24 protein-coding genes are annotated in these 18561 nt (G+C 33.5%); 5 read left to right on the forward strand and 19 right to left on the reverse strand.

From position 1 onward, the window contains the following. Positions 1 to 155 precede the first annotated feature (155 nt). The 12 genes from TETH514_RS11320 to yfcE all read right to left on the reverse strand — a co-directional run bounded on the left by TETH514_RS11320 (position 156) and on the right by yfcE (position 8385). The gene (locus TETH514_RS11320; RefSeq protein WP_009052682.1) at positions 156 to 662 is read right to left on the reverse strand and encodes a hypothetical protein; all 507 of its coding nucleotides are present in this window, start codon (positions 660 to 662) and stop codon (positions 156 to 158) included. Then, positions 659 to 1036: a nucleotidyltransferase family protein gene (locus TETH514_RS11325; protein WP_003867759.1), complete on the reverse strand. Its 378-nt coding sequence runs from the start codon at positions 1034 to 1036 to the stop codon at positions 659 to 661. The genes TETH514_RS11320 and TETH514_RS11325 overlap by 4 nt, the downstream gene beginning before the upstream one ends. Positions 1037 to 1096: 60 nt before the next feature. Next, on the reverse strand, positions 1097 to 2380 hold the full coding sequence (locus TETH514_RS11330) for an Nramp family divalent metal transporter (RefSeq protein ID WP_009052683.1): 1284 nt from the start codon (positions 2378 to 2380) through the stop codon (positions 1097 to 1099). A gap of 22 nt (positions 2381 to 2402) precedes the next feature. After that, a complete protein-coding gene (locus TETH514_RS12620) occupies positions 2403 to 2561 on the reverse strand; it encodes a hypothetical protein (RefSeq protein ID WP_156770527.1) in 159 nt (52 codons plus the stop codon). Between the two features lie 123 nt (positions 2562 to 2684). Further along, the gene (locus TETH514_RS11335; protein WP_003867761.1) at positions 2685 to 3125 is read right to left on the reverse strand and encodes a SoxR reducing system RseC family protein; all 441 of its coding nucleotides are present in this window, start codon (positions 3123 to 3125) and stop codon (positions 2685 to 2687) included. A 143-nt stretch (positions 3126 to 3268) separates the two neighbouring features. Then, positions 3269 to 5275: a sodium-translocating pyrophosphatase gene (locus TETH514_RS11340; protein WP_003867762.1), complete on the reverse strand. Its 2007-nt coding sequence runs from the start codon at positions 5273 to 5275 to the stop codon at positions 3269 to 3271. A gap of 213 nt (positions 5276 to 5488) precedes the next feature. Continuing rightward, complete coding sequence (locus tag TETH514_RS11345; RefSeq protein WP_012268784.1) at positions 5489 to 5977, reverse strand: small multi-drug export protein; 489 nt, start codon at positions 5975 to 5977, stop codon at positions 5489 to 5491. 187 nt (positions 5978 to 6164) lie between these two features. After that, on the reverse strand, positions 6165 to 6317 hold the full coding sequence (locus TETH514_RS12625) for a hypothetical protein (RefSeq protein WP_003867764.1): 153 nt from the start codon (positions 6315 to 6317) through the stop codon (positions 6165 to 6167). Continuing rightward, complete coding sequence (locus tag TETH514_RS12445) at positions 6311 to 6553, reverse strand: hypothetical protein (protein WP_081448152.1); 243 nt, start codon at positions 6551 to 6553, stop codon at positions 6311 to 6313. Before TETH514_RS12445 ends, TETH514_RS12625 begins: the two co-directional genes overlap by 7 nt. Next, entirely contained in the window at positions 6474 to 6650 is a 177-nt protein-coding gene (locus tag TETH514_RS12975) for a hypothetical protein (RefSeq protein WP_232195842.1), read from the reverse strand. The genes TETH514_RS12445 and TETH514_RS12975 overlap by 80 nt, the downstream gene beginning before the upstream one ends. A 71-nt stretch (positions 6651 to 6721) precedes the next feature. Next, positions 6722 to 7639, reverse strand: a complete 918-nt coding sequence (locus TETH514_RS11355) for an aldo/keto reductase family oxidoreductase (protein WP_003867766.1) — start codon at positions 7637 to 7639, stop codon at positions 6722 to 6724. Between the two features lie 191 nt (positions 7640 to 7830). Further along, complete coding sequence (gene yfcE / locus TETH514_RS11360; protein WP_003867767.1) at positions 7831 to 8385, reverse strand: phosphodiesterase; 555 nt, start codon at positions 8383 to 8385, stop codon at positions 7831 to 7833. Positions 8386 to 8691: 306 nt separating this feature from the next. Here yfcE and TETH514_RS11365 point away from each other — a divergent pair, with 306 nt between their 5' ends. The 3 genes from TETH514_RS11365 to TETH514_RS11375 are packed head-to-tail and all read left to right on the forward strand — an operon-like array spanning position 8692 to position 11211. After that, complete coding sequence (locus TETH514_RS11365) at positions 8692 to 9237, forward strand: LemA family protein (RefSeq protein ID WP_003867768.1); 546 nt, start codon at positions 8692 to 8694, stop codon at positions 9235 to 9237. A gap of 20 nt (positions 9238 to 9257) precedes the next feature. After that, complete coding sequence (gene htpX, locus TETH514_RS11370) at positions 9258 to 10157, forward strand: zinc metalloprotease HtpX (protein ID WP_012268785.1); 900 nt, start codon at positions 9258 to 9260, stop codon at positions 10155 to 10157. A 40-nt stretch (positions 10158 to 10197) separates the two neighbouring features. After that, positions 10198 to 11211 carry a hypothetical protein gene (locus tag TETH514_RS11375; protein WP_003867770.1) on the forward strand — a complete coding sequence of 338 codons (1014 nt, stop codon included), beginning with the start codon at positions 10198 to 10200 and terminating at the stop codon, positions 11209 to 11211. Between the two features lie 90 nt (positions 11212 to 11301). On the opposite strand, the gene TETH514_RS12630 is transcribed toward TETH514_RS11375, so the two are convergent. The 7 genes from TETH514_RS12630 to TETH514_RS11405 form a co-directional block, all read right to left on the reverse strand. Continuing rightward, positions 11302 to 11424, reverse strand: a complete 123-nt coding sequence (locus TETH514_RS12630) for a hypothetical protein (RefSeq protein WP_003867771.1) — start codon at positions 11422 to 11424, stop codon at positions 11302 to 11304. A 200-nt stretch (positions 11425 to 11624) separates the two neighbouring features. Continuing rightward, positions 11625 to 11888, reverse strand: coding sequence for a Txe/YoeB family addiction module toxin (locus TETH514_RS11380; protein ID WP_003867772.1), 264 nt, complete (start codon positions 11886 to 11888; stop codon positions 11625 to 11627). Then, positions 11873 to 12130, reverse strand: coding sequence for a type II toxin-antitoxin system Phd/YefM family antitoxin (locus tag TETH514_RS11385; protein ID WP_003867773.1), 258 nt, complete (start codon positions 12128 to 12130; stop codon positions 11873 to 11875). Before TETH514_RS11385 ends, TETH514_RS11380 begins: the two co-directional genes overlap by 16 nt. Before the next feature lie 380 nt (positions 12131 to 12510). Then, positions 12511 to 12762 (reverse strand): hypothetical protein, encoded by a 252-nt coding sequence (locus TETH514_RS11390; RefSeq protein WP_003867774.1) that lies wholly within the window; start codon positions 12760 to 12762, stop codon positions 12511 to 12513. A gap of 351 nt (positions 12763 to 13113) precedes the next feature. Next, on the reverse strand, positions 13114 to 14412 hold the full coding sequence (locus tag TETH514_RS11395) for a hypothetical protein (RefSeq protein WP_003867775.1): 1299 nt from the start codon (positions 14410 to 14412) through the stop codon (positions 13114 to 13116). Between the two features lie 18 nt (positions 14413 to 14430). Continuing rightward, positions 14431 to 16842, reverse strand: coding sequence for an AAA family ATPase (locus TETH514_RS11400; protein ID WP_004397274.1), 2412 nt, complete (start codon positions 16840 to 16842; stop codon positions 14431 to 14433). Between the two features lie 113 nt (positions 16843 to 16955). Further along, on the reverse strand, positions 16956 to 18038 hold the full coding sequence (locus TETH514_RS11405) for an Rpn family recombination-promoting nuclease/putative transposase (RefSeq protein ID WP_009052685.1): 1083 nt from the start codon (positions 18036 to 18038) through the stop codon (positions 16956 to 16958). A 208-nt stretch (positions 18039 to 18246) separates the two neighbouring features. Between TETH514_RS11405 and TETH514_RS13090 the strand changes: the two genes are divergently transcribed. Together TETH514_RS13090 and TETH514_RS13095 are read left to right on the forward strand one after the other, a co-directional pair. Continuing rightward, complete coding sequence (locus tag TETH514_RS13090; protein WP_269207971.1) at positions 18247 to 18354, forward strand: hypothetical protein; 108 nt, start codon at positions 18247 to 18249, stop codon at positions 18352 to 18354. A gap of 95 nt (positions 18355 to 18449) precedes the next feature. Then, a complete protein-coding gene (locus TETH514_RS13095; protein ID WP_275452384.1) occupies positions 18450 to 18554 on the forward strand; it encodes a hypothetical protein in 105 nt (34 codons plus the stop codon). Positions 18555 to 18561: the final 7 nt, after the last annotated feature.

Genomic DNA, 18561 nt, shown 5'->3' on the forward strand with positions numbered 1-18561 from the left:
TATATTGTAAACTTAATACTGCTTCATTTCAATTTATTTTTGACTTTTTAAAACAAAAACCCTTATCATTTCTCACAATTAGTGGAAATAATAAGGGTCGCGTGCTATTTTGGAGACTTCTATCTTATCATTCTGAATCGAAGCGAAGCGGAGCCTTACTCCTCTTTTATAATAGATTCCATCTCTGCAATAAATTTTTCTACATCTTTTTTTAATTCATCTACCGTTTCAGGGAAAATTTCTAATAATCTTTCTATCCTTTCAGGCATAAGATTAAATCCGTAAATGTTTCTAAATATATGCCTAAATCCTCTAAATTCATTAAGCAATAATTTAGTATTTACACTTATAAAAGCTGGTCTTTCTCCCTGTATAGCAACAGACATCTGTTCAAGTAATTCTAAATGCCACTCAGAACCAGACGGAACTGAACCATCTATATTTTTAGCGACAATCTTAAACATATTCTCAACCGCAGTATAAAAATCGTGAAAAATAGATCCAATTGCTCTTAATGTAAAATCATCAGCTAATTTTTCCTTTCTATGCTTATCACTTTTTAGCATGCCTTTATCCTTTAAAGTATCATAAAGTTTTTGTATATTTTCAAGCTCTAATTGCAATCTCGCTAAAGCAACTTTTATTTTACCAGCATCTGTCAAACTATTTCCCTCCCCTCTTTTGCTATTTCCTTTAGCAAAGCCTGCCCAACATCTTTTTGTGTAACTACACTCACTTTATAAGGTCTTGCAATATCTTCTACCTCAATAAACATTGACCAATAATTAAATTTACTGTCATCCCATCCATCTACAAAAATATCAATATCGGACAAATCATCAAAAGGCCCTTCTCTTGCCAATGAACCATACAAAATAACTCTCTTTACTGAATATTTTTCTTTTAAAAATTTAGCAATTTTATAGACTCTATCCATCGCTTCTTTTCTTCTTATCTTTTCTTTTTCTCTTTCTTTTTCACTTCTTATGCGCCAGTTTTCTCTTATTTTCCTTTTTTCTTCATCTGAAATAGTCATCTTTATCACCACACAAAAATTCTTTACATATATTCTACCATTTTATAGCATTCATATCAATCACACCACAAAACTTATAAGAAGCATAACATTTAAAATTGTCACTATAATTCCTGTAGTCCACAACAATATCTTATAAAGCAATGTATTTGCAAACTTTCCCATTATCTTCTTTGAAGAAGTCAAATAAATGAGCAAAAAAATTGTAATGGGAAGCTGTACACTTAAAAACATCTGCGAATAAACTAATCCTTGAAAGGGGCTTTTTACAAAGAATATTAGGAGTACTGCAAAAATATATGTAATTCCCACTCCAACTCTTGTGTGAATATCATTTATATCATAAGGCTCTTTATATATCCCTGCAAAAATACTTCCACCTGCCATTCCTGCTGTTATAGATGAAGAAATTCCTGCAAAAAGAAGAGCTAAAGCAAAAACAACTGCTGACGCATTTCCCAAAAGAGGTTTTAACATCTGCTGTGCCTGGTCTAATTCTGTAACACTTATGTGATTAGCAAAAAAGGCTGATGCAGCAACAATAATCATCGCACTGTTTATCGCCCAACCTATTACCATGGAAAAAATAGTATCAAAATACTCATAATTAAGCTGCTTTACAATTATTTCTTCATCTTCTAAATTCCACTGCCTGCTCTGGATTATCTCTGAATGTAAAAACAAATTGTGGGGCATAACAACAGCACCAAGCACACTCATGATTATAGGCATTGAACCAGGCGGAAATTCTGGTTTCACCCAGCTTACAACTGCTTCTGTCCACTTTACATCAACTAATGAAAGCTCAAATATAAAAGAAATGCCGATAAGTGATACAAAACCTATAATCCATTTTTCCAACTTTTTGTAGGAATTTGTATAAAGCATCCATGACACAAAAACAACAGTAATCAAACTTCCTATCTTTATAGGAATTTTAAAAAGCATTTGAAGAGCTATTGCAGCTCCTAAAATTTCCGCCATCGCCGTAAGTATAGAAGCTAAAACTGCTGAAATAAGCACAAATTTGGACACAGAAGGTTGCAAAAATTTACTTGCAGCTTCAGACATGCAATAACCTGTAACTATGCCGAGATGTGCAGCATTGTGTTGGAGTATAATAAGCATAACAGTAGATAAAGTTACCATCCATAAAAGCTTGTAACCATATGATGACCCTGCAGCAACATTAGAAGCCCAATTCCCCGGGTCAATAAAACCAACAGTAACTAGTAACCCTGGTCCTATGTATTTAATAAAGTCTAAAGCCATAAACTTCGGACGATGTCTGCCTTTAAACAAATTCTTTATGCCTTTAAACAAATTCTTTATGCCTTTAAACATATGTTCACCTCTTTTTAAAATTTTAATCTTCACCTTTTAAACTGCAAGAGGTGTCAGGCGTACAATAAGTATTGTAATCCCTCTTTAGTAATTTTTTAGCTTTGTTGCGAGAAAGTCTTCGTCCTGCAATAAAAAACATATCACCAATGTTGCAATTTTTCTCAATTATCCATTCTTTCACCATTTCCTTTTTAATTTTATTATATCACACTTTTAAATATTCCCCTCCTGTATGGTATTCTTCGTCATGCTTCGCACTCAGCCCCCAAAAGCAAAAAAACATTGACAATGAATTATATCATTGTCAATGTTTTTTAGGCTGGTTGTCCAAAATATTCACTATTTTCGCAGTGAACATGCGGCTCTTTTCAAAAAAACCGTTGTTAGCGTATATACCTGCGAAAGCCAGTGCAATAAAAAGAAGTCCCATTATGAACGAAAAAAGCTCCCTCCATATGATATTCAGGATATCTGCCAGCTTCAACCCCAGGACCACTCCCAAAAGAAAACCTGCCAGCGGAATCACGTAAAGTATAAAAGTAGCGGAAAGCAGCGCCCTAGACTCCATCTCGATTTCCACTATCTGGCCTACTTCAGCATTCGTTTCATTTTCAGCCCAAACTTTTAAGGTCTGTTTATTCGAGCCGCTACTGCAAGCCCTACACTTTGAACAGGCAGACGTCCGTATCACTTCAACTTCGGCTTGGTTGCCCCTCTTTGAAACAACAATAGCTCTTTCTTTCACTAAGAATCCCTCCGATAGTTTTTATGATATCACACAAATAGTTTTAAATCAATGGGTGTTTAAAATAAGTTCCTCTGTTATTAGAAGTGCTAAAATAAAAAAGACTCCTTTGAGGAAAAACCCCACAGGAGTCTTTTTCAAGATTACTTCATGAACAGCGGTGCGAAAACCAGAGCCACGATAGTCATCAGTTTTATCAGTATGTTCAAAGAAGGGCCCGAAGTGTCTTTGAAGGGGTCGCCCACGGTATCTCCCACAACGGCCGCCGCGTGGGTGGGCGTACCCTTGCCGCCATAATTTCCTTCCTCAATATACTTTTTGGCATTATCCCAAGCTCCGCCTGAGTTAGCCATCTGGATTGCTAACATAACACCGGTCACCAGGGCACCAGCTAAAAGCCCTCCCAGAGCTTCTCTGCCAAATATAAACCCAATGGCTAGTGGTGCAATAACAGCAATAAGACCAGGAATTATCATTTCCCTAAGAGCCGCTCTAGTGCTTATATCAACGCACCTTGCATAATCAGGCTTGGCCCTTCCTTCCATTATGCCCGGTATTTCCCTGAACTGCCTGCGAACCTCTTCGATCATCTGGTATGCCGCTTTACCCACCGCTTCCATGGTCATCGCGGAGAACAGGTAGGGCAGCATTGCCCCTATGAAGAGACCGACTATAACATCGGCCCGCAGAAGGTTAATACCCTCTTTCAAACCGGCGGCTGTAGTGTATGCCGAGAACAGCGCCAGAGCCGTCAGCGCTGCGGAACCAATGGCAAACCCTTTGCCCATGGCTGCCGTAGTATTTCCGACCGCATCCAACTTATCGGTGATTTTTCTGACAGATGGGTCAAGTTCGGCCATTTCCGCAATACCACCGGCGTTGTCGGCTATGGGCCCGTAGGCATCTACCGCAACGGTCATGCCCGTAGTAGACAGCATACCGATTGCCGCGAGAGCTATGCCGTAGAGGCCGGCAAATTTATAGGATATAATTACCGCCAGGGCTATAAACAGCACCGGCAGAGCTGTACTTTTCATTCCGACCGCCAGGCCTGTTATAATGTTAGTGGCTGGGCCGGTCTGGGATGATTTTGCGATTTCTTTCACTGGGTTGTAGTTGGAAGAAGTATAATATTCGGTAAGCATTCCTATAATAATACCCACCACGATACCGGAAGCAGTCGCATAAAAAGCGTTTATTTCCCGCAGGAAGTACCTGCTGAGGAAGAAAGTGGCCAGTATCACAAAGATGCCGCTGGCAAAGCTCCCTTTGCTGAGAGCCTTCTGGGGATCGGCTCCCTCTCCGGTCCTCACGAACAGAGTACCAATGATGGAGCTTATTATTCCCGCCGCCGCCACAAGCATTGGGAAGATGATGCCCTTAATACCATATGGTTGTCCCGTCATAGGACTGATGGCAACGGCGCCAATGGCTATACCGGACACTATTGAACCCACGTAGGATTCGAAAAGGTCGGCCCCCATACCAGCCACATCACCTACGTTATCCCCTACATTGTCAGCTATTACCGCCGGATTCCTGGGATCATCTTCAGGTATGCCGACTTCCACCTTACCAACCAGGTCTGCTCCGACGTCGGCAGCTTTAGTATATATTCCCCCGCCCACCCGGGCAAACAGAGCTATGGAACTAGCTCCGAGGGCAAAACCATTGATGACGTCAAAGCTTTTTACATCCGACGGGTTCCCGAACAGGAAGTATAGTATCCCAAGGCCCAGAAGACCCAGGCCAACCACCGACATCCCCATAACGGTGCCGCCGGAAAAAGCTATAGAAAGGGCCTTATTCATTCCTTCCCGTGCCGCATTGGCGGTTCTTACATTGGCTCTGGTAGCGACGCTCATGCCGATAAATCCCGCTAGAACAGAAGCTATAGACCCGGTTATGTAACTTATGGCCGTCTGCCAGTTTATAAATGTGCCTATAACTAGGAACATTATAATAACGAATATCGCCAAGGTTTTATATTCCCTGAAGAGAAAAGCCATGGCACCTTCGTGTATGGCGTCGGATATTTCGCGCATACGCTCGTTCCCTGCAGGGCTCTTGACAACCCTCATGACGTTAATGAAGGCAAACAAAAGTGCAAGTAAGCCCGAGACGGGCGCTATCCACATTAATCCTTCCATCATTCTCCCTCCAAAAAGTAAATTGTTTTAGGCCATTGCAGAAAACAAAAACCTCACAAACTGCCATTAGCTATTATTGTTTGTAAATATTATTTTACCACTATTTTTTGTTAATTTGAATATATATTGTTTAATTTGTTCTTCTATATTTTCGCTTATTGTTGTATAACACAAGCATTTACGAGTAAGTTACCCCTTTATTTAATTAAATGGTTAGAAAAACAAACTTCCTACGCCATAACTCAATATCATAATTAAAATGGCTGCTATAATATTTCCCATAAATATGGCCAAAAGCGCCTGCTTGAATTTCATGTTTAAAAGAGCTGCAGCCAAACTTCCACTCCATACTCCCGTTCCAGGCAAAGGAATAGCTACTACCAGTACAAGCCCCCATACGCCATATTTCTGTATTTTTTCCCCATTATATTTTAAAGATCTATCTGTAAGCTTATCTACTAACTTTTTAAATAATCTCGTTTTTTTAAGACGATTAAATATAGGTTTAATGGTAAATAATATAAAGGGTGCCGGTATCATACTACCTATCAAGCTTATAATCGTGGCATAAAAAGGAGATAACCCTAAAGATATGCCTATTGGAATTGCTCCTCTAAGCTCTATTACTGGCAATGCTGCTATAAATAGAACTGCTAATTCTCTGGGTAGAAAATTGAGTATTTCTTTTACAAATAATTCCATTATCATACCCCTTTACATCCTACTATTATGAAATCCTACAAAGTTTTCTCCAAAGGTTTCGTGAAAGTTAGAATTTCTTTGTAATTTACATACTCCGCTAATAAATTTATACACTTTGTTATACTAAATAGCTTGCTCTACATTTTTATCATTATCCTTATTCTAGTCTTTTTAATATTATTATATATCATAAATGATAAATTTTGAACAATATTTCTTTGTAATCTATACTATCTAATAATTTTTCTTCCCCATTATACAACACTATCGGAATTATATCTGGCAATTTGATATCCTTTTTCCTCGCCCTTTTTCTAATATCTGTCCATATTTCTAACATGTAATTCCTGTTTTACAAAACTTCTTAATAACTCTATGAATACCCGTTATTGCAGACATAGCTTTAGTGCCACCTGTAAAATCAATGGCAGTTTTATCTGGTTTACCCCATTTATCTACATAAACTCCCTTTAAAATCTTATAAATTTCAATAGGACTATCTTTTACAATTTCTTCTGCTATGTACTGAGAAGGTAATAAACCAGTTAACTCTATTACTTTGTCTAAATTTTCTATGGTACATCACATTAGCAAATTCTTTCTTTAAAACTTCCTTCTTTTCTGGTGCAATCTTTTCTTTTGTAATTAAATTTACAATTGGCATAATTCTCACATATTGCCATAACTCCTCCTATAGTAAGCCCAAACCCCTCGTGAATATCCGGCAAAAAATAATACTCGCCTTTATGGTAATTTATTTCCTGCAGCTCTATATAACTCATACCATTCCTCTCTTGTAAGTTCAATCTCTGATGCTTTGCATATATCTTTCAATCGAGAAGGATTTGTCGTACCAACAATAGGTTGTATCTTTGCTGGATGTCTTAAAATCCATGCAATAGGTATAGCAATATTTGGCACACCCTTTTTAGCAGCAATTTCGTCAATTTTGTCATTAAGTTCTTTAAATTTTTCGTTACCTAAAAAAGTGCCTTCAAAAAATCCATATTGGAACGGTGACCATGCCTGTATCGTAATATTCTTTAACCTGCAATACTCCAAAACACTGCCATCTCTATCTATAGACTGATCTACTTTCATATTCACATTAAAACCAGAATCTATCATACCTGTATGCATAATACTAAACTGCAATTGGTTTATGATAAGCTTTTGGTTTAAATACTTACTAAGCAGTTCTATCTGCATCGGATTAAAATTACTTACACCGAAATTTCTAACCTTGCCACTGCTGTGAAGTATTGAAAAAGCCTCTGCAACCTCTTCTGGTTCCATCAAAGTATCAGGACGGTGTAATAACAGAACATCTATGTAGTCAGTTTTGAGTCTTTTTAAGCTTCCATCGACAGATTTTAAAATATGTTCTTTTGAAAAGTCATAATACCCTTTTCTAATACCACACTTAGTCTGAATAATGATTTTTTCTCTAATACTAGGCTTCATATCTATAGCTTCAGCAAAAACTTCTTCAGATTTGCCACCGCCATATATATCAGCATGGTCAAAAAAATTTATACCTTCTTCTAAAGCCGTATTTATAAGTTCCGCCACTTCTTTTACAGACTTATCAGCAATCCTCATACAACCCAATGCAATTGCCGATGCCTTTATCTCCCCATTACCAATATTGATATACTTCATTTAAAACACCTCTTAATTTTTTGTTTTTATTATAACATACAGCGAAAATTTTTCTAACCGTTTTTCACTAAATCCTATCTTATCTCTGGTTACAATATAATCAACTTTTTTCGTCTTACGTCATTCCCAAACTTCGATTAATTATAAGGTAATAAAGGTGACTATATTAAAATCATTATAGTACTTACATATCATTCCAAAGACAAAATATCTTTTCCGCTTTCCAAATCAATTATATGAACACTTCCACTTTCAACTTCAATAAACCCTACTGAATTAATCTTATCTTCCCGTTTGCTAAGGGATGTAGAACCCGGATTAATCACCACACAATTTTCAATCTTTTTTATTAAAGGAATATGCGTATGTCCCGTTATAAAATAATCCAATTTATACTTCTTAATCAACTTATGTATATCTTCGTCAGAAATACTGTGACCATGATTAATCATAAATCTCTTCCCTTCAATGAAAGCAAAAACATACGGCGTTTGTATAGGCACCTCAAGCATCATTTGGTCAACATAAGCATCACAATTCCCTTCCGCAATCAAAAGCGGAACAGGACAAGCATTTATTGCATCAGCAAGTTTTTTAGGGTCATATCCTTCAGGAATTGGATTACGGGGTCCATGATATAAAACATCCCCTGCATGTAAAATAATATCCGAATCCTTTAAAAAATCCCACGCCTTTTCCCATGATTTATAATCTCCATGAGTGTCACTTATAACACCAATTTTCATAAAATATCACCCTACCTTTCTACACCTTAATTTTAATTTTATCATTTTATAAAGCAAAATCCAACACAAATATTAAGAAAATTCCGACATACCATGACAAAAATAATCTAAACTTATTTTGGAACACCTGATACCAAAAGTTATATTCTGTTGCATGTATAATAGATATATAATATAATGAAACTAAGAAAGATTTAAGAAAACAAGAATATAAAAGCTATTAAAATGTCAAACTTAGTGTAAGAAAATTAAAGGAGCAAATATGGTAGGTCAGAAATTTATAATGAATATGAAGGAGGAAATCAAATGATATGGATAATTTTAGGTATCGTAGCAGTTATAGTTTTGTGGTTTATTGTGACTTACAATGGTTTTATTAATTTGAAAAACAGAGTAGAAAATGCTTGGGCGCAAATAGATGTACAGTTAAAGAGAAGATATGACCTTATACCTAACCTTGTGAATACAGTAAAAGGATATGCTGCTCATGAAAAAGAGATTTTTGAAAATTTAGGAGAATTAAGGGCTAAGGCAATGGGAGCTCAATCAGTAAAAGAAGTAGGAGATACTAATAATCAGATTACACAAGCTCTTAAGACAATTTTTGCTGTTGCAGAAAATTATCCGGAATTAAAGGCAAATGAAAATTTTTTAAAACTCCAAGAAGAATTAACTAATACAGAAAATAAAATTGCTTTTGCAAGACAGTTTTATAATGATATAGTCATGCAGTACAATGCAGCACAACAGAGAATCCCTGCTTCTATTGTTGCAAATATGATGAGATTAACACCCAAGGAATATTATCCTGTTGATGAAGGTGAAAGAGGACCTATTAATGTTCAATTTTGATTAACGAGGGTGTGAGTGTAATGTCTAGAAAAACTCTATATGAACTTCAAGCAGAAAATGTAAGGAAAACTTATCTATTTATAGTTACATTTTCTCTTATACTTTTTGCTATAGGTTATTTTTTTGTATGGTATTTCAACTGGGGACTTACAGGAATAGTTCTTTTAGCAATTTTCATTGTGCTGTATAATTGGATAGCGTATGAACAGTCAGATAAAATAGCTCTCGCGTCGGTGGGAGCCATTCCGGCAAATCCAGAGGAGTATTATGTTCTTCATAATATTGTGGAAGAAGTCGCTCTCGCAGCAGGTATACCAAAGCCCAATGTTTATATAATGGAAGAATCCCAACCTAATGCTTTTGCTACGGGCAAAGACCCAAAGCATGCTTCTGTTTGTGTCACAACCGGTCTACTTCAAATGATGAATAGAGAAGAGCTCCAAGGAGTAATAGCTCATGAAATATCTCACATCAGAAATAGAGATATACTTTTGATGACGGTTGTTGCAGTTGTTGCAGGACTTATAATTTTACTCAGGGATGTAATGCTAAGAAGTATGTGGTGGGGAATGGGAGAAAGCAGAAGAAGAGATAAAAATGACAATGGAGCTATAATTCTCCTCATTATTGGGCTTATTTTTTCTATTATTGCTCCTCTTATTGTATTAATTATAAGGTCTGCAATTTCAAGACAAAGAGAATATTTGGCAGATGCAACTGGTGCCTATATTGTAAGAGATCCCTATGGTCTTGCATCAGCTCTTGAAAAAATAGGTAATTATACTAGACCCATGAGAGTTACCTCTGACGCAACAGCTCATTTGTTTATATCAAATCCTTTTGGAAGAGCGGAAAAGTTATTTGCAACTCATCCACCGATTGAAGAGAGAATTAAGAGGTTGAAGAGCCTTACAATGTAAAAGACATAAGAAAATTTTATAAGGAAGGGTGTAAATAGTAATGAAAGAAAAAGCGACATTAGAAGAGTGGAAAGAATTGTATGAGGTAACTGTTAAAATAAAGGAATTAAATCCTTGGAAATATTTTTGGGATGTAGATATAATAACATTAATTTTGCCAGAAAATGAAGAACCAGTATATTGTAGTGTAATGGGAAGAGGAGGAGAATTTTACGGTATAGGTTTTTATTTTGGGTTTGATGCTTTGGACAATTTTTATAAAATTATTGAGACTACTGATATGCCACCACAGCAAATTCAGCGATTTCAAGAAGATAATGTAATTATATGCTATTTTGGGGATAGAGAAGAGTTGTTTAAAGAAGAATTGCAAATTGTAAAGGCCCTGGGATTGAAGTTTAGAGGTAGAAATAACTGGATCTATTTTAGATCTTTCAAGAAAGGATATGCTCCTTATATTTTGAATAAAGAAGAAGTATTAAAACAGACAGCAATAATGAGACATTTATTACAAGCACTAAAAAATTACATTGAAGAAGATATTGTAGTTAACTTCGAAGAGGGAGAAACTCTAGTTCACAAATACGATAAGCAAAAAAATGAATGGGTTACTTTAGCAGCACCCCTTTTGTTACCCCAAAGAAAATATTTAATCCCTATATTAAAAGATGAGCTTCTTTTATCAAGAATGGCAAAGCAACCAACTACTTCTGCCGAAATAGAAGTTGATATAGCGTACTTGAATACCATAATTAGAGATAAAGAATATGATAGACCAATTGCAGGGAGAATTTGTATTCTTGCTGATTCTAAATCAGGGATGATAATAGATCAACATATTCTTTCTCCAGAAGATAATGAAGTACAATATGTTTTTGATATGGTAATTCCATATATTTTAAATATGGGTAAACCAAAGAAAATATTTGTAAGAGATGAGTATTTATTTCATTTATTGGTTGATTTGTGTGAAAGGACTAAAATTGGTTTGCATATAAAGAGCCGATTAAATGCGATTGATTATTTCATAGAAGAATTTGTAAACTTTAGATAGGGAGCAGGATTTTATCTGCTCTTACTTATTTTCAAGGTAATATATAATATCGCTGATGTAAATATTAAGAAAATTTCAACAAGTTCTGACTTATTTTAACGCACTGGATACCAAAGTTATATTCTGTTGCATGTACCGCTTTTTCTTGAGCTCTGCCGCAAAAGTTGACTTGCCTGCACCTGGAAGCCCTACAAGAAGGACAAGAGCCCCCATTTTCTCTCCCCTCATTCTCTTTTATTTAACTCTATTTTAACAAGTTTGAGCCGTAAAACAAAATTTTTAAAAAACTTTTACTATTCTTCCTGTGTTTTTATCAATAATTTCTATTATTATATCCAGCCTGCCGTAGAAATTATCTAAATTCTCTATTTTATAGCATTATTCATTTCTTACCAATTCCTCAGCATTCATTCCTATTCGTAATGTGTCCACATCCTATACATCTTTATAATGTGTTCATCCTCTAAAATTTCATAAATTATTCTGTGCTGAATATTTATTCTTCTTGAAAGTTTCCCTTGGAGATCACCTTTTAATTTTTCGTATGGAGGAGGATTTTGATGCGGATTTTCTTTTAATATTTTTAAAATTTCTTTTGCTTTTTTGTCAAGTCCACACGCTTCTAATTTTTTTGCATCTTTTAGAGCGTATTTAGAAAATTTTAATTTATATCCCATCCTAAGTCCTTTTCATCCTTCCACTCTTCCAAGGGAATTTTATCTGACTCTATGATGCTTTCTCTTAAATTTGGTACTGACAACAAATATAGCGTTTCTTGAATAGCATTCCAATCTTCTTCGGAAATTAAGACTGCATTTCCTTTTTTAGAAGTTATCTGTATAGGTTCATTACTTACCATTATTTGTTCTAAAATTTTGTATATATTTTGTCTTACCGTTGTTACCGGTATTGTTTTCATAAAAATCACTCCTTTTAAATTAATTATAACGTACGTTTTTATGTATGTCAGTAAAAAATTAGATGACTTGTTATTGAAAATCCTTTATGTAAATTACTTTTCTCTTGTTCTTTAACATAACGCTGAATTGCGTTGTTAAATACTTCTTTTTCAAGCTTATTTTTATAACGAAGAACATCACACATGCTTTGCAAATCGGGTAATTTACTGTAATTTTATCGTATTTTTTGGAAACTTGCAAAATTAAGATTAATAAAAACTGTTGCAAAGCCTACCACCATTAACTCTTCCTTCAAGCTCTAATATAAATCTGTTACCAAAAAAGGTACCATATGGATAAAACTTTTTCGTTTTAATTGTTTCAATCCCTTATAGGTAGGCTAAAAACTGTATATAGTATGTATAGTTAATACGAGAGGTTCAAAAGAAAAACCTAATGACAAAATCAGGTTTTCATATCTTCCATGAAAATTAGTATTATTATCTAACTGAAACTTTTCTATTACCAATGGGAATATCTCTTTGTAATAATAATCTTCAGCTTCTCTGGCTGGTATTGTCTCCCAAATTTCTACTTTTTCTCTTATTTCCTCTTCAATTTTATCACTTGGCAATATCGTTTTCTTTTCCATTTTTCCCTCCTCTTTTCTAAAAAATAAAACAATTTTACTATTATATTTATAATTTTACCATTTTATTCTCCAAAAAACAACATAAATATAAATAAAATTCCAATATATTTCGATAAATTTGTCTCTTTTTTCTCTATTAAACATGACATGACTGTTTGGGGAGTTATCGTTCTAATTCTTGCTGTAATAGAATTCTTTGCAGGACGCAAACCGCAAAAAGCAAATAAACAAGCTTAATCACCACGGCCCTTTTTTTGGGCATCTTCTTTTGCACCGACAATTCTAACATACATTTTACCATTTGAAGTTTTACCTGTTGTAACTTAATAGCCTACAAATCTTACTGATAAGTTATAGCAAAATCTCTTTAGTATCCGTCCCATACACCTTTACAATCTCATTGTGCAACGGCTTAAAATCAATATTATCTACAAACAAAATACCCTCCACTTCTATGCCACTTTGTGGATTGTCAAAAACGTACATGCCTTTTATTGACTTTTCCTTTATATAATAAACATACTCCAAAAGCTCCTTTAAACCCTGTATCATATATTCTCTATCTGTTGTATACTTTACTTCTCCTAAAATAACTTTTACTATTCTTCCTGTGTTTTTATCAATAATTTCTATTATTATATCCGGCCTGCCGCTCCAAAAGATATTGCCCAAAGTACCTTTATCTTCAAAAAGTTTATCTGCTATCTCGTGAGTCTTTTTAACTACTGCCATCATCCTTCTAAAATATTCATTTTCAATATTTTCTACTTCCTCAAATCCTATCTTAAATATTAGATTATCAGAACCAGTACTGTTGTGATAAATATTGTATAGTAAATTTCCGTCTTCCCAACTCGCTATTTTATTATTCGTGCCATCAACGATATACATTTTTTCATTACAAGCGTTATCTCTTAAAATTCTTACAACCCAATATAATTCAAACAAAGTATTTTCATCAGCAATTTCTATAAAAGTTTTCTCAAAAAGTTTTTTAATCTCTTCATAATCAATAAAATTTATAATTTGTCTGTACTTTCTTAAAAGCTTAGCTGCATCACTATAGAGTTTACTCCTGTTTTTTGCAACATCTTCAATCATCCTATCCGTGACATTTATACCTTCAATATTTATCCTGCTCATATAAACATTTTTTTCATATATCTCTTTTACAATTTTATTTATTTTTTCTCCCTCTACGTACCAATCATAACCTGTAAATCTATCCATATTAAGGCCTATAACGATGTCATACAAAACTTCTATAAACTTTTTTAAGACTACATTTTCTTTGGTATTATAAAGCTTATTCCTTTCATTATAAGAAAAAAGAGTTTTATCTTTATAATTTGTATTCAATCTCTGTCTTATAGTCTCTTTCCAATCTATGCTGCCTCTAATTTTATTATAACTTATCTCCTTTGTAAGATTAGTTGAAACCTTCAATTCCCTAATCATCATTGGAAGATTTAATATATAATCCTTAACCTCATCCATTAATAAAAAATGTATTTTCAACAAATCTTCAACCTTATTTATGTTTAAATTTAACTCATTCAAAAAAGGTAGCGGAGATAATTTGCCAGACTTTAAATATACCAATAAATCCTCTTTGATAGATTCTAAAAGCACTTCTTTACTTGTCTTCATAGTCAAATCCCCTAAAAATCACATTTTTATTCCAAAAAAGTCTTTTATGAATCCATCCAATCTATCCTTTTGTCTAGAAAAATCTCCTATACTGCTTTTATACAATTCCTCTGCAAATTTTTTAATATCATTTTCCATAACGCCTTCGAACTGCGGCAGGACATAAAGTATAACAGCAGAAGTGTAATCCCCTTCAACGCTAACATATCTGGCAATGTCTTCAATAATAGCAGGTCCAACTCTTCTGTATTCGTTAATAATATTCCAAACCTCCGCCAGTCCCTCTTTTAAATCCACATTATTGATGCTTTTATCCTCTATCCCCCATATATTAAGATATTTCGCAACAAGGTCCTTATCAATGTTTTTTGGCACACCAACAGGAATAAAAGCAAATCGCCTCATAAAGGCATAGCTCATTTCATATAAAGAAGTTTTGTCGTAAGTGTTCATAGTCCCAATAATGCGAAAATCTTTAGGAATTACATACCCATGTTCTTGTATCTCTACCTCTTCTTCATCATCTTCCTCCGGACGTATGACTATATTCTCTCCAGATTTTGACTTAAAACTCAGTGTCACCCTGTCCCCTGTTAAGGCAGAAAATAATACACCAAAAGCTTTGTCAATATCAGCTCTGTTTATTTCATCTATAATTAGCCACTTGATATTGGAATTGTTATTTTTCTTATTTTTAAAAAGCCGTAAAAATACGCCTTCATCAAAATACAAAGTTCCATCCCTATCAGGTTTATAACCACCAATAGTATCATAAGTAGACCAATCGGACATGGCAGTCACCATTTCGTATTCTACTCCGTAACTTTTACATATTTCTTTAGCTAGTTTGGACTTGCCTGTTCCAGGAGGACCTACCAATATTATGTGTTTACCTGATTTTAAAGCAGTAGATATTTGCTTTGATAAAACCTCTGCATCCTCAAAAAATAAATTATTTATTTTAATTTCTCTTTCAAAATCAATTTCATGAAGAAAGCCATCTTTCTCCTCCTCGCCGCTTTTATCCTTTTCCCCATGAGACACCTTAATAATGTCCTCTCTATTTATACCATTTATCTTTTTAAACCTATCAAAAACTTCAATAAACTTCTTCACCATTTTCTTATATGTAAAATCATTAGGGTTATCAATGGTTTCTATATCATCGTGTTCTTTGGTGCCTTTCTCTTCAAGAATTTTATTAATATCATCACCTATATATAAACCATACGAAATATTAGAATACTTTTCCGTTTCATCTCCCCCAATTGTAAAAAATAACTGAGCAGCTTCTTTATGTGTTTTTTTCTTTTCGGGATATATTGCAAACCAACATCTACTCCCTCCAAAATTCTGTGGTCCATAAAAATCACTAATATATTTATTTTCTTTAAATTTAAAATTAGGAAATATCGATTTAATACTATTGTAAATTTTTCTAATTTCTATATTCACTTTTTCCTTATACTTTTCATAATATAATGGAAACAAAATCTTAAAATCATTCCATGATTTTAAAATATCTTTTTCATGTTTATTTGCAACTTCATTCTTTATGCTCTCCAAATTTTTCTCATCCACATAATCACCATTTAAAATCATCTCACACACTCTAAATCTAATTTCATTGACTTTTTCATCACCTTTGTATCTTTCATATAAAACTTGTAAATATTCTCTATCTAATTCCTTTAAATATTCCAAAAAAGCATTTATATCCTTACTAAAAGAATACAATACCTTTGCATGTTCATAGAGATACTTTACACTTACTTTTACATACAGTTCCTTGTAGTTGGTAAGACAATAAATGAAATCCTGTGCATCCAACATATCTGGATTTTTTATATAATTTTTCTCTTTAAAATAATCGAGCAAAATATTACAAACTTCATAATAGGTAGAATACTTATCTGCTACATCTTCAGTTAAAGACTCATTAATTCCAAAAGAATTTAAAAACTCTCTAAATGCCTGATCCCTATACAAGGGATACTTCTCTAAACTAAAACCTGCTAATAAATATCCAAAAAGAGAAGTATCAAATTTAATAGTAGTATTATATCTTTCCCCAGTATTCACAAATCTTCGTATTCTATCTTCTAAATCTGCCGAATCATCATATAGATAGTTAAACAATTCAGCTACTTCTGAAGGTTTTTCTTCTGCATATTTATATAAATCATCTAAATTCGACCAATGAACAAAACCACCCTTTTGTGGATTTTTACTTTGAAAATACTTAATTATTTCTATAACATTCTCCCCAGCAATACGCTTGTCTTTTAAATAATCATTTATTTCGCTTAAAACTTCTCTTTTATACTTTTCATCGTAATCCACAGTTTCTTTGAACTTTAAATATTCCTCAATAGCAATGTCCATATAATTGTCCATAAAAAATTTTCCTTTTAAATCTTCAATCTTCATCCTAAGATCCCCCTAAAACTACATTAATGTATGTTATATTATCTATTCTATAAATTTATTGAAAATCCTTTATATTTCCATAAAAAATAAAGGCACTACCTTTCATAGTGCCCTTATTTCAAAAACTTATCTAAATCCTCTATCTTATCTATATCAAATATATTGTCAACAATATCCATCAACGTTTCCCTGTTTGCACCATCTATTTTCTTTACATATTCTTCAGGAACATTCCCAAATTTCTTCTCTAATAACTTAATAACAGTTACTCCTATTCCCTTCTCCATGCCTTTTTCTATTCCTTTTTCTATTCCTTTTTCTATTCCTTTTTCTATTCCTTTTTCTATTCCTTTTTTTATCCCTTTTTTAATACCCCTTTTCTCACGCTCTTTCATCTCTTGCAATATGGTCTTTTCAAGATTTGATATCATCTCTTCCACCTCCTTGTTTTCATCTATTATTCTCTCTATATTTTCTCGCTCTTCTTCCGGCAATCTAGCTAGTAATATCTTTTTAAACCATGCTTTAAATAATAATATTTCATCTTTATCCAAGTTATTTAATATCTCTGATAATTCCTTAAGCCTTTTCATTATTTCTTCAAATTCTACTTTTTGTTCTAATAAAAATACAGAAGCTATTAAGTTTTCTAACTTTAATAATTCTTCTTTTGTATACCTATTTACATCTATTAGTATATATTTGAAATCTACTGCATATTCTCCAAAGGTTTCATAGGAATTTAGTGTTTCTTTGTAGCTTGTTTTTGCTGTCCATTTATGGTCTCCGTTGTATAATACTATCGGCACTATAACTGGTAATTTAAAATCTTTCCTTCTTGATTCTTTTCTTGGTGTATCTTTTAGTATGCTTCTCCATATCTCTACCATATATAAAAGTAATCTGTAGGGCATTTGATAGTCAACTGTTGATTGTAACTCCATCAATATATAAAATATAACCTCTTTATCTTTTAATTTTACTCTATAAACCAAATCAGCTTCTTTATCTGCAAAGTCTTGTAATACAAATGACTTATCTACTTTAACTACATTTGCCTCGTCTATATCATTTACCCATTCCTGCTTTACAAAACTTCTTAATAACTCTATAAACACTCGCTTACTGGATAACAAAAATTTATACCCTTTGTCATGCTGATTGTGAATAGCTTCCTTTACATTTTTATCATCCATGACATTTTGCTCCTTCTTAATATCATTATATCTCATAAATCATAAGTTTTGAATAATAATTTTTCACTCTACCCTCATTTTACCATTTTATTTCTCAAAAAACTAGCAATGGGTATTAAAAAATTTCCACTGCATTAACGAAAGTGAAGAGAGAAAACCTAAAGCCTTTGCCTGCGTTGGATAAGTATCAAAAATTTCTGATAGAAAGATGAGGAAGTACATAAGGCTAAGGCTTCTTGTCGTAGATGAAGTAGGGTATTTGCCTTTAGACAACCTTGGAGTAAATCTTTTTTTAGCTGATAAACGCACAGTATGAGAGAAGAAGCATAATACTTACAAGCAATAGAGTATTTGAGGAATATGGTAAATTAAGGTGGGAAGCCAATTCTTGCAACTGCGTTTTTGGATAGATTGCCGTACCATGCCTATATAATTAACATAAGAAGTAACAATTACCGTTTAAAGGATAGGTTAAAGACTAGTCTTTATTATGTTAAAACTGTAAGCCTAAATTAAAAAAACA

The sequence above is a fragment of the Thermoanaerobacter sp. X514 genome (assembly GCF_000019065.1).
In the GTDB taxonomy this organism is placed as follows: Bacteria; Bacillota; Thermoanaerobacteria; order Thermoanaerobacterales; family Thermoanaerobacteraceae; genus Thermoanaerobacter; species Thermoanaerobacter pseudethanolicus.

Bases quoted from the DNA above. Each gene is read 5' to 3' on its own strand.
- TETH514_RS11325 (WP_003867759.1), bottom strand. From the start codon at position 1,036: ATGACTATTTCAGATGAAGAAAAAAGGAAAATAAGAGAAAACTGGCGC.
- TETH514_RS11330 (WP_009052683.1), bottom strand. From the start codon at position 2,380: ATGTTTAAAGGCATAAAGAATTTGTTTAAAGGCATAAAGAATTTGTTT.
- TETH514_RS11340 (WP_003867762.1), bottom strand. From the start codon at position 5,275: ATGGAAGGATTAATGTGGATAGCGCCCGTCTCGGGCTTACTTGCACTT.
- TETH514_RS11345 (WP_012268784.1), bottom strand. From the start codon at position 5,977: ATGGAATTATTTGTAAAAGAAATACTCAATTTTCTACCCAGAGAATTA.
- TETH514_RS12625 (WP_003867764.1), bottom strand. From the start codon at position 6,317: ATGTTAGAAATATGGACAGATATTAGAAAAAGGGCGAGGAAAAAGGAT.
- TETH514_RS11355 (WP_003867766.1), bottom strand. From the start codon at position 7,639: ATGAAGTATATCAATATTGGTAATGGGGAGATAAAGGCATCGGCAATT.
- yfcE (WP_003867767.1), bottom strand. From the start codon at position 8,385: ATGAAAATTGGTGTTATAAGTGACACTCATGGAGATTATAAATCATGG.
- TETH514_RS11365 (WP_003867768.1), top strand. From the start codon at position 8,692: ATGATATGGATAATTTTAGGTATCGTAGCAGTTATAGTTTTGTGGTTT.
- htpX (WP_012268785.1), top strand. From the start codon at position 9,258: ATGTCTAGAAAAACTCTATATGAACTTCAAGCAGAAAATGTAAGGAAA.
- TETH514_RS11375 (WP_003867770.1), top strand. From the start codon at position 10,198: ATGAAAGAAAAAGCGACATTAGAAGAGTGGAAAGAATTGTATGAGGTA.
- TETH514_RS12630 (WP_003867771.1), bottom strand. From the start codon at position 11,424: ATGGGGGCTCTTGTCCTTCTTGTAGGGCTTCCAGGTGCAGGCAAGTCA.
- TETH514_RS11380 (WP_003867772.1), bottom strand. From the start codon at position 11,888: ATGGGATATAAATTAAAATTTTCTAAATACGCTCTAAAAGATGCAAAA.
- TETH514_RS11385 (WP_003867773.1), bottom strand. From the start codon at position 12,130: ATGAAAACAATACCGGTAACAACGGTAAGACAAAATATATACAAAATT.
- TETH514_RS11390 (WP_003867774.1), bottom strand. From the start codon at position 12,762: ATGGAAAAGAAAACGATATTGCCAAGTGATAAAATTGAAGAGGAAATA.
- TETH514_RS11395 (WP_003867775.1), bottom strand. From the start codon at position 14,412: ATGAAGACAAGTAAAGAAGTGCTTTTAGAATCTATCAAAGAGGATTTA.
- TETH514_RS11400 (WP_004397274.1), bottom strand. From the start codon at position 16,842: ATGAAGATTGAAGATTTAAAAGGAAAATTTTTTATGGACAATTATATG.
- TETH514_RS11405 (WP_009052685.1), bottom strand. From the start codon at position 18,038: ATGGATGATAAAAATGTAAAGGAAGCTATTCACAATCAGCATGACAAA.
- TETH514_RS13090 (WP_269207971.1), top strand. From the start codon at position 18,247: ATGAGGAAGTACATAAGGCTAAGGCTTCTTGTCGTAGATGAAGTAGGG.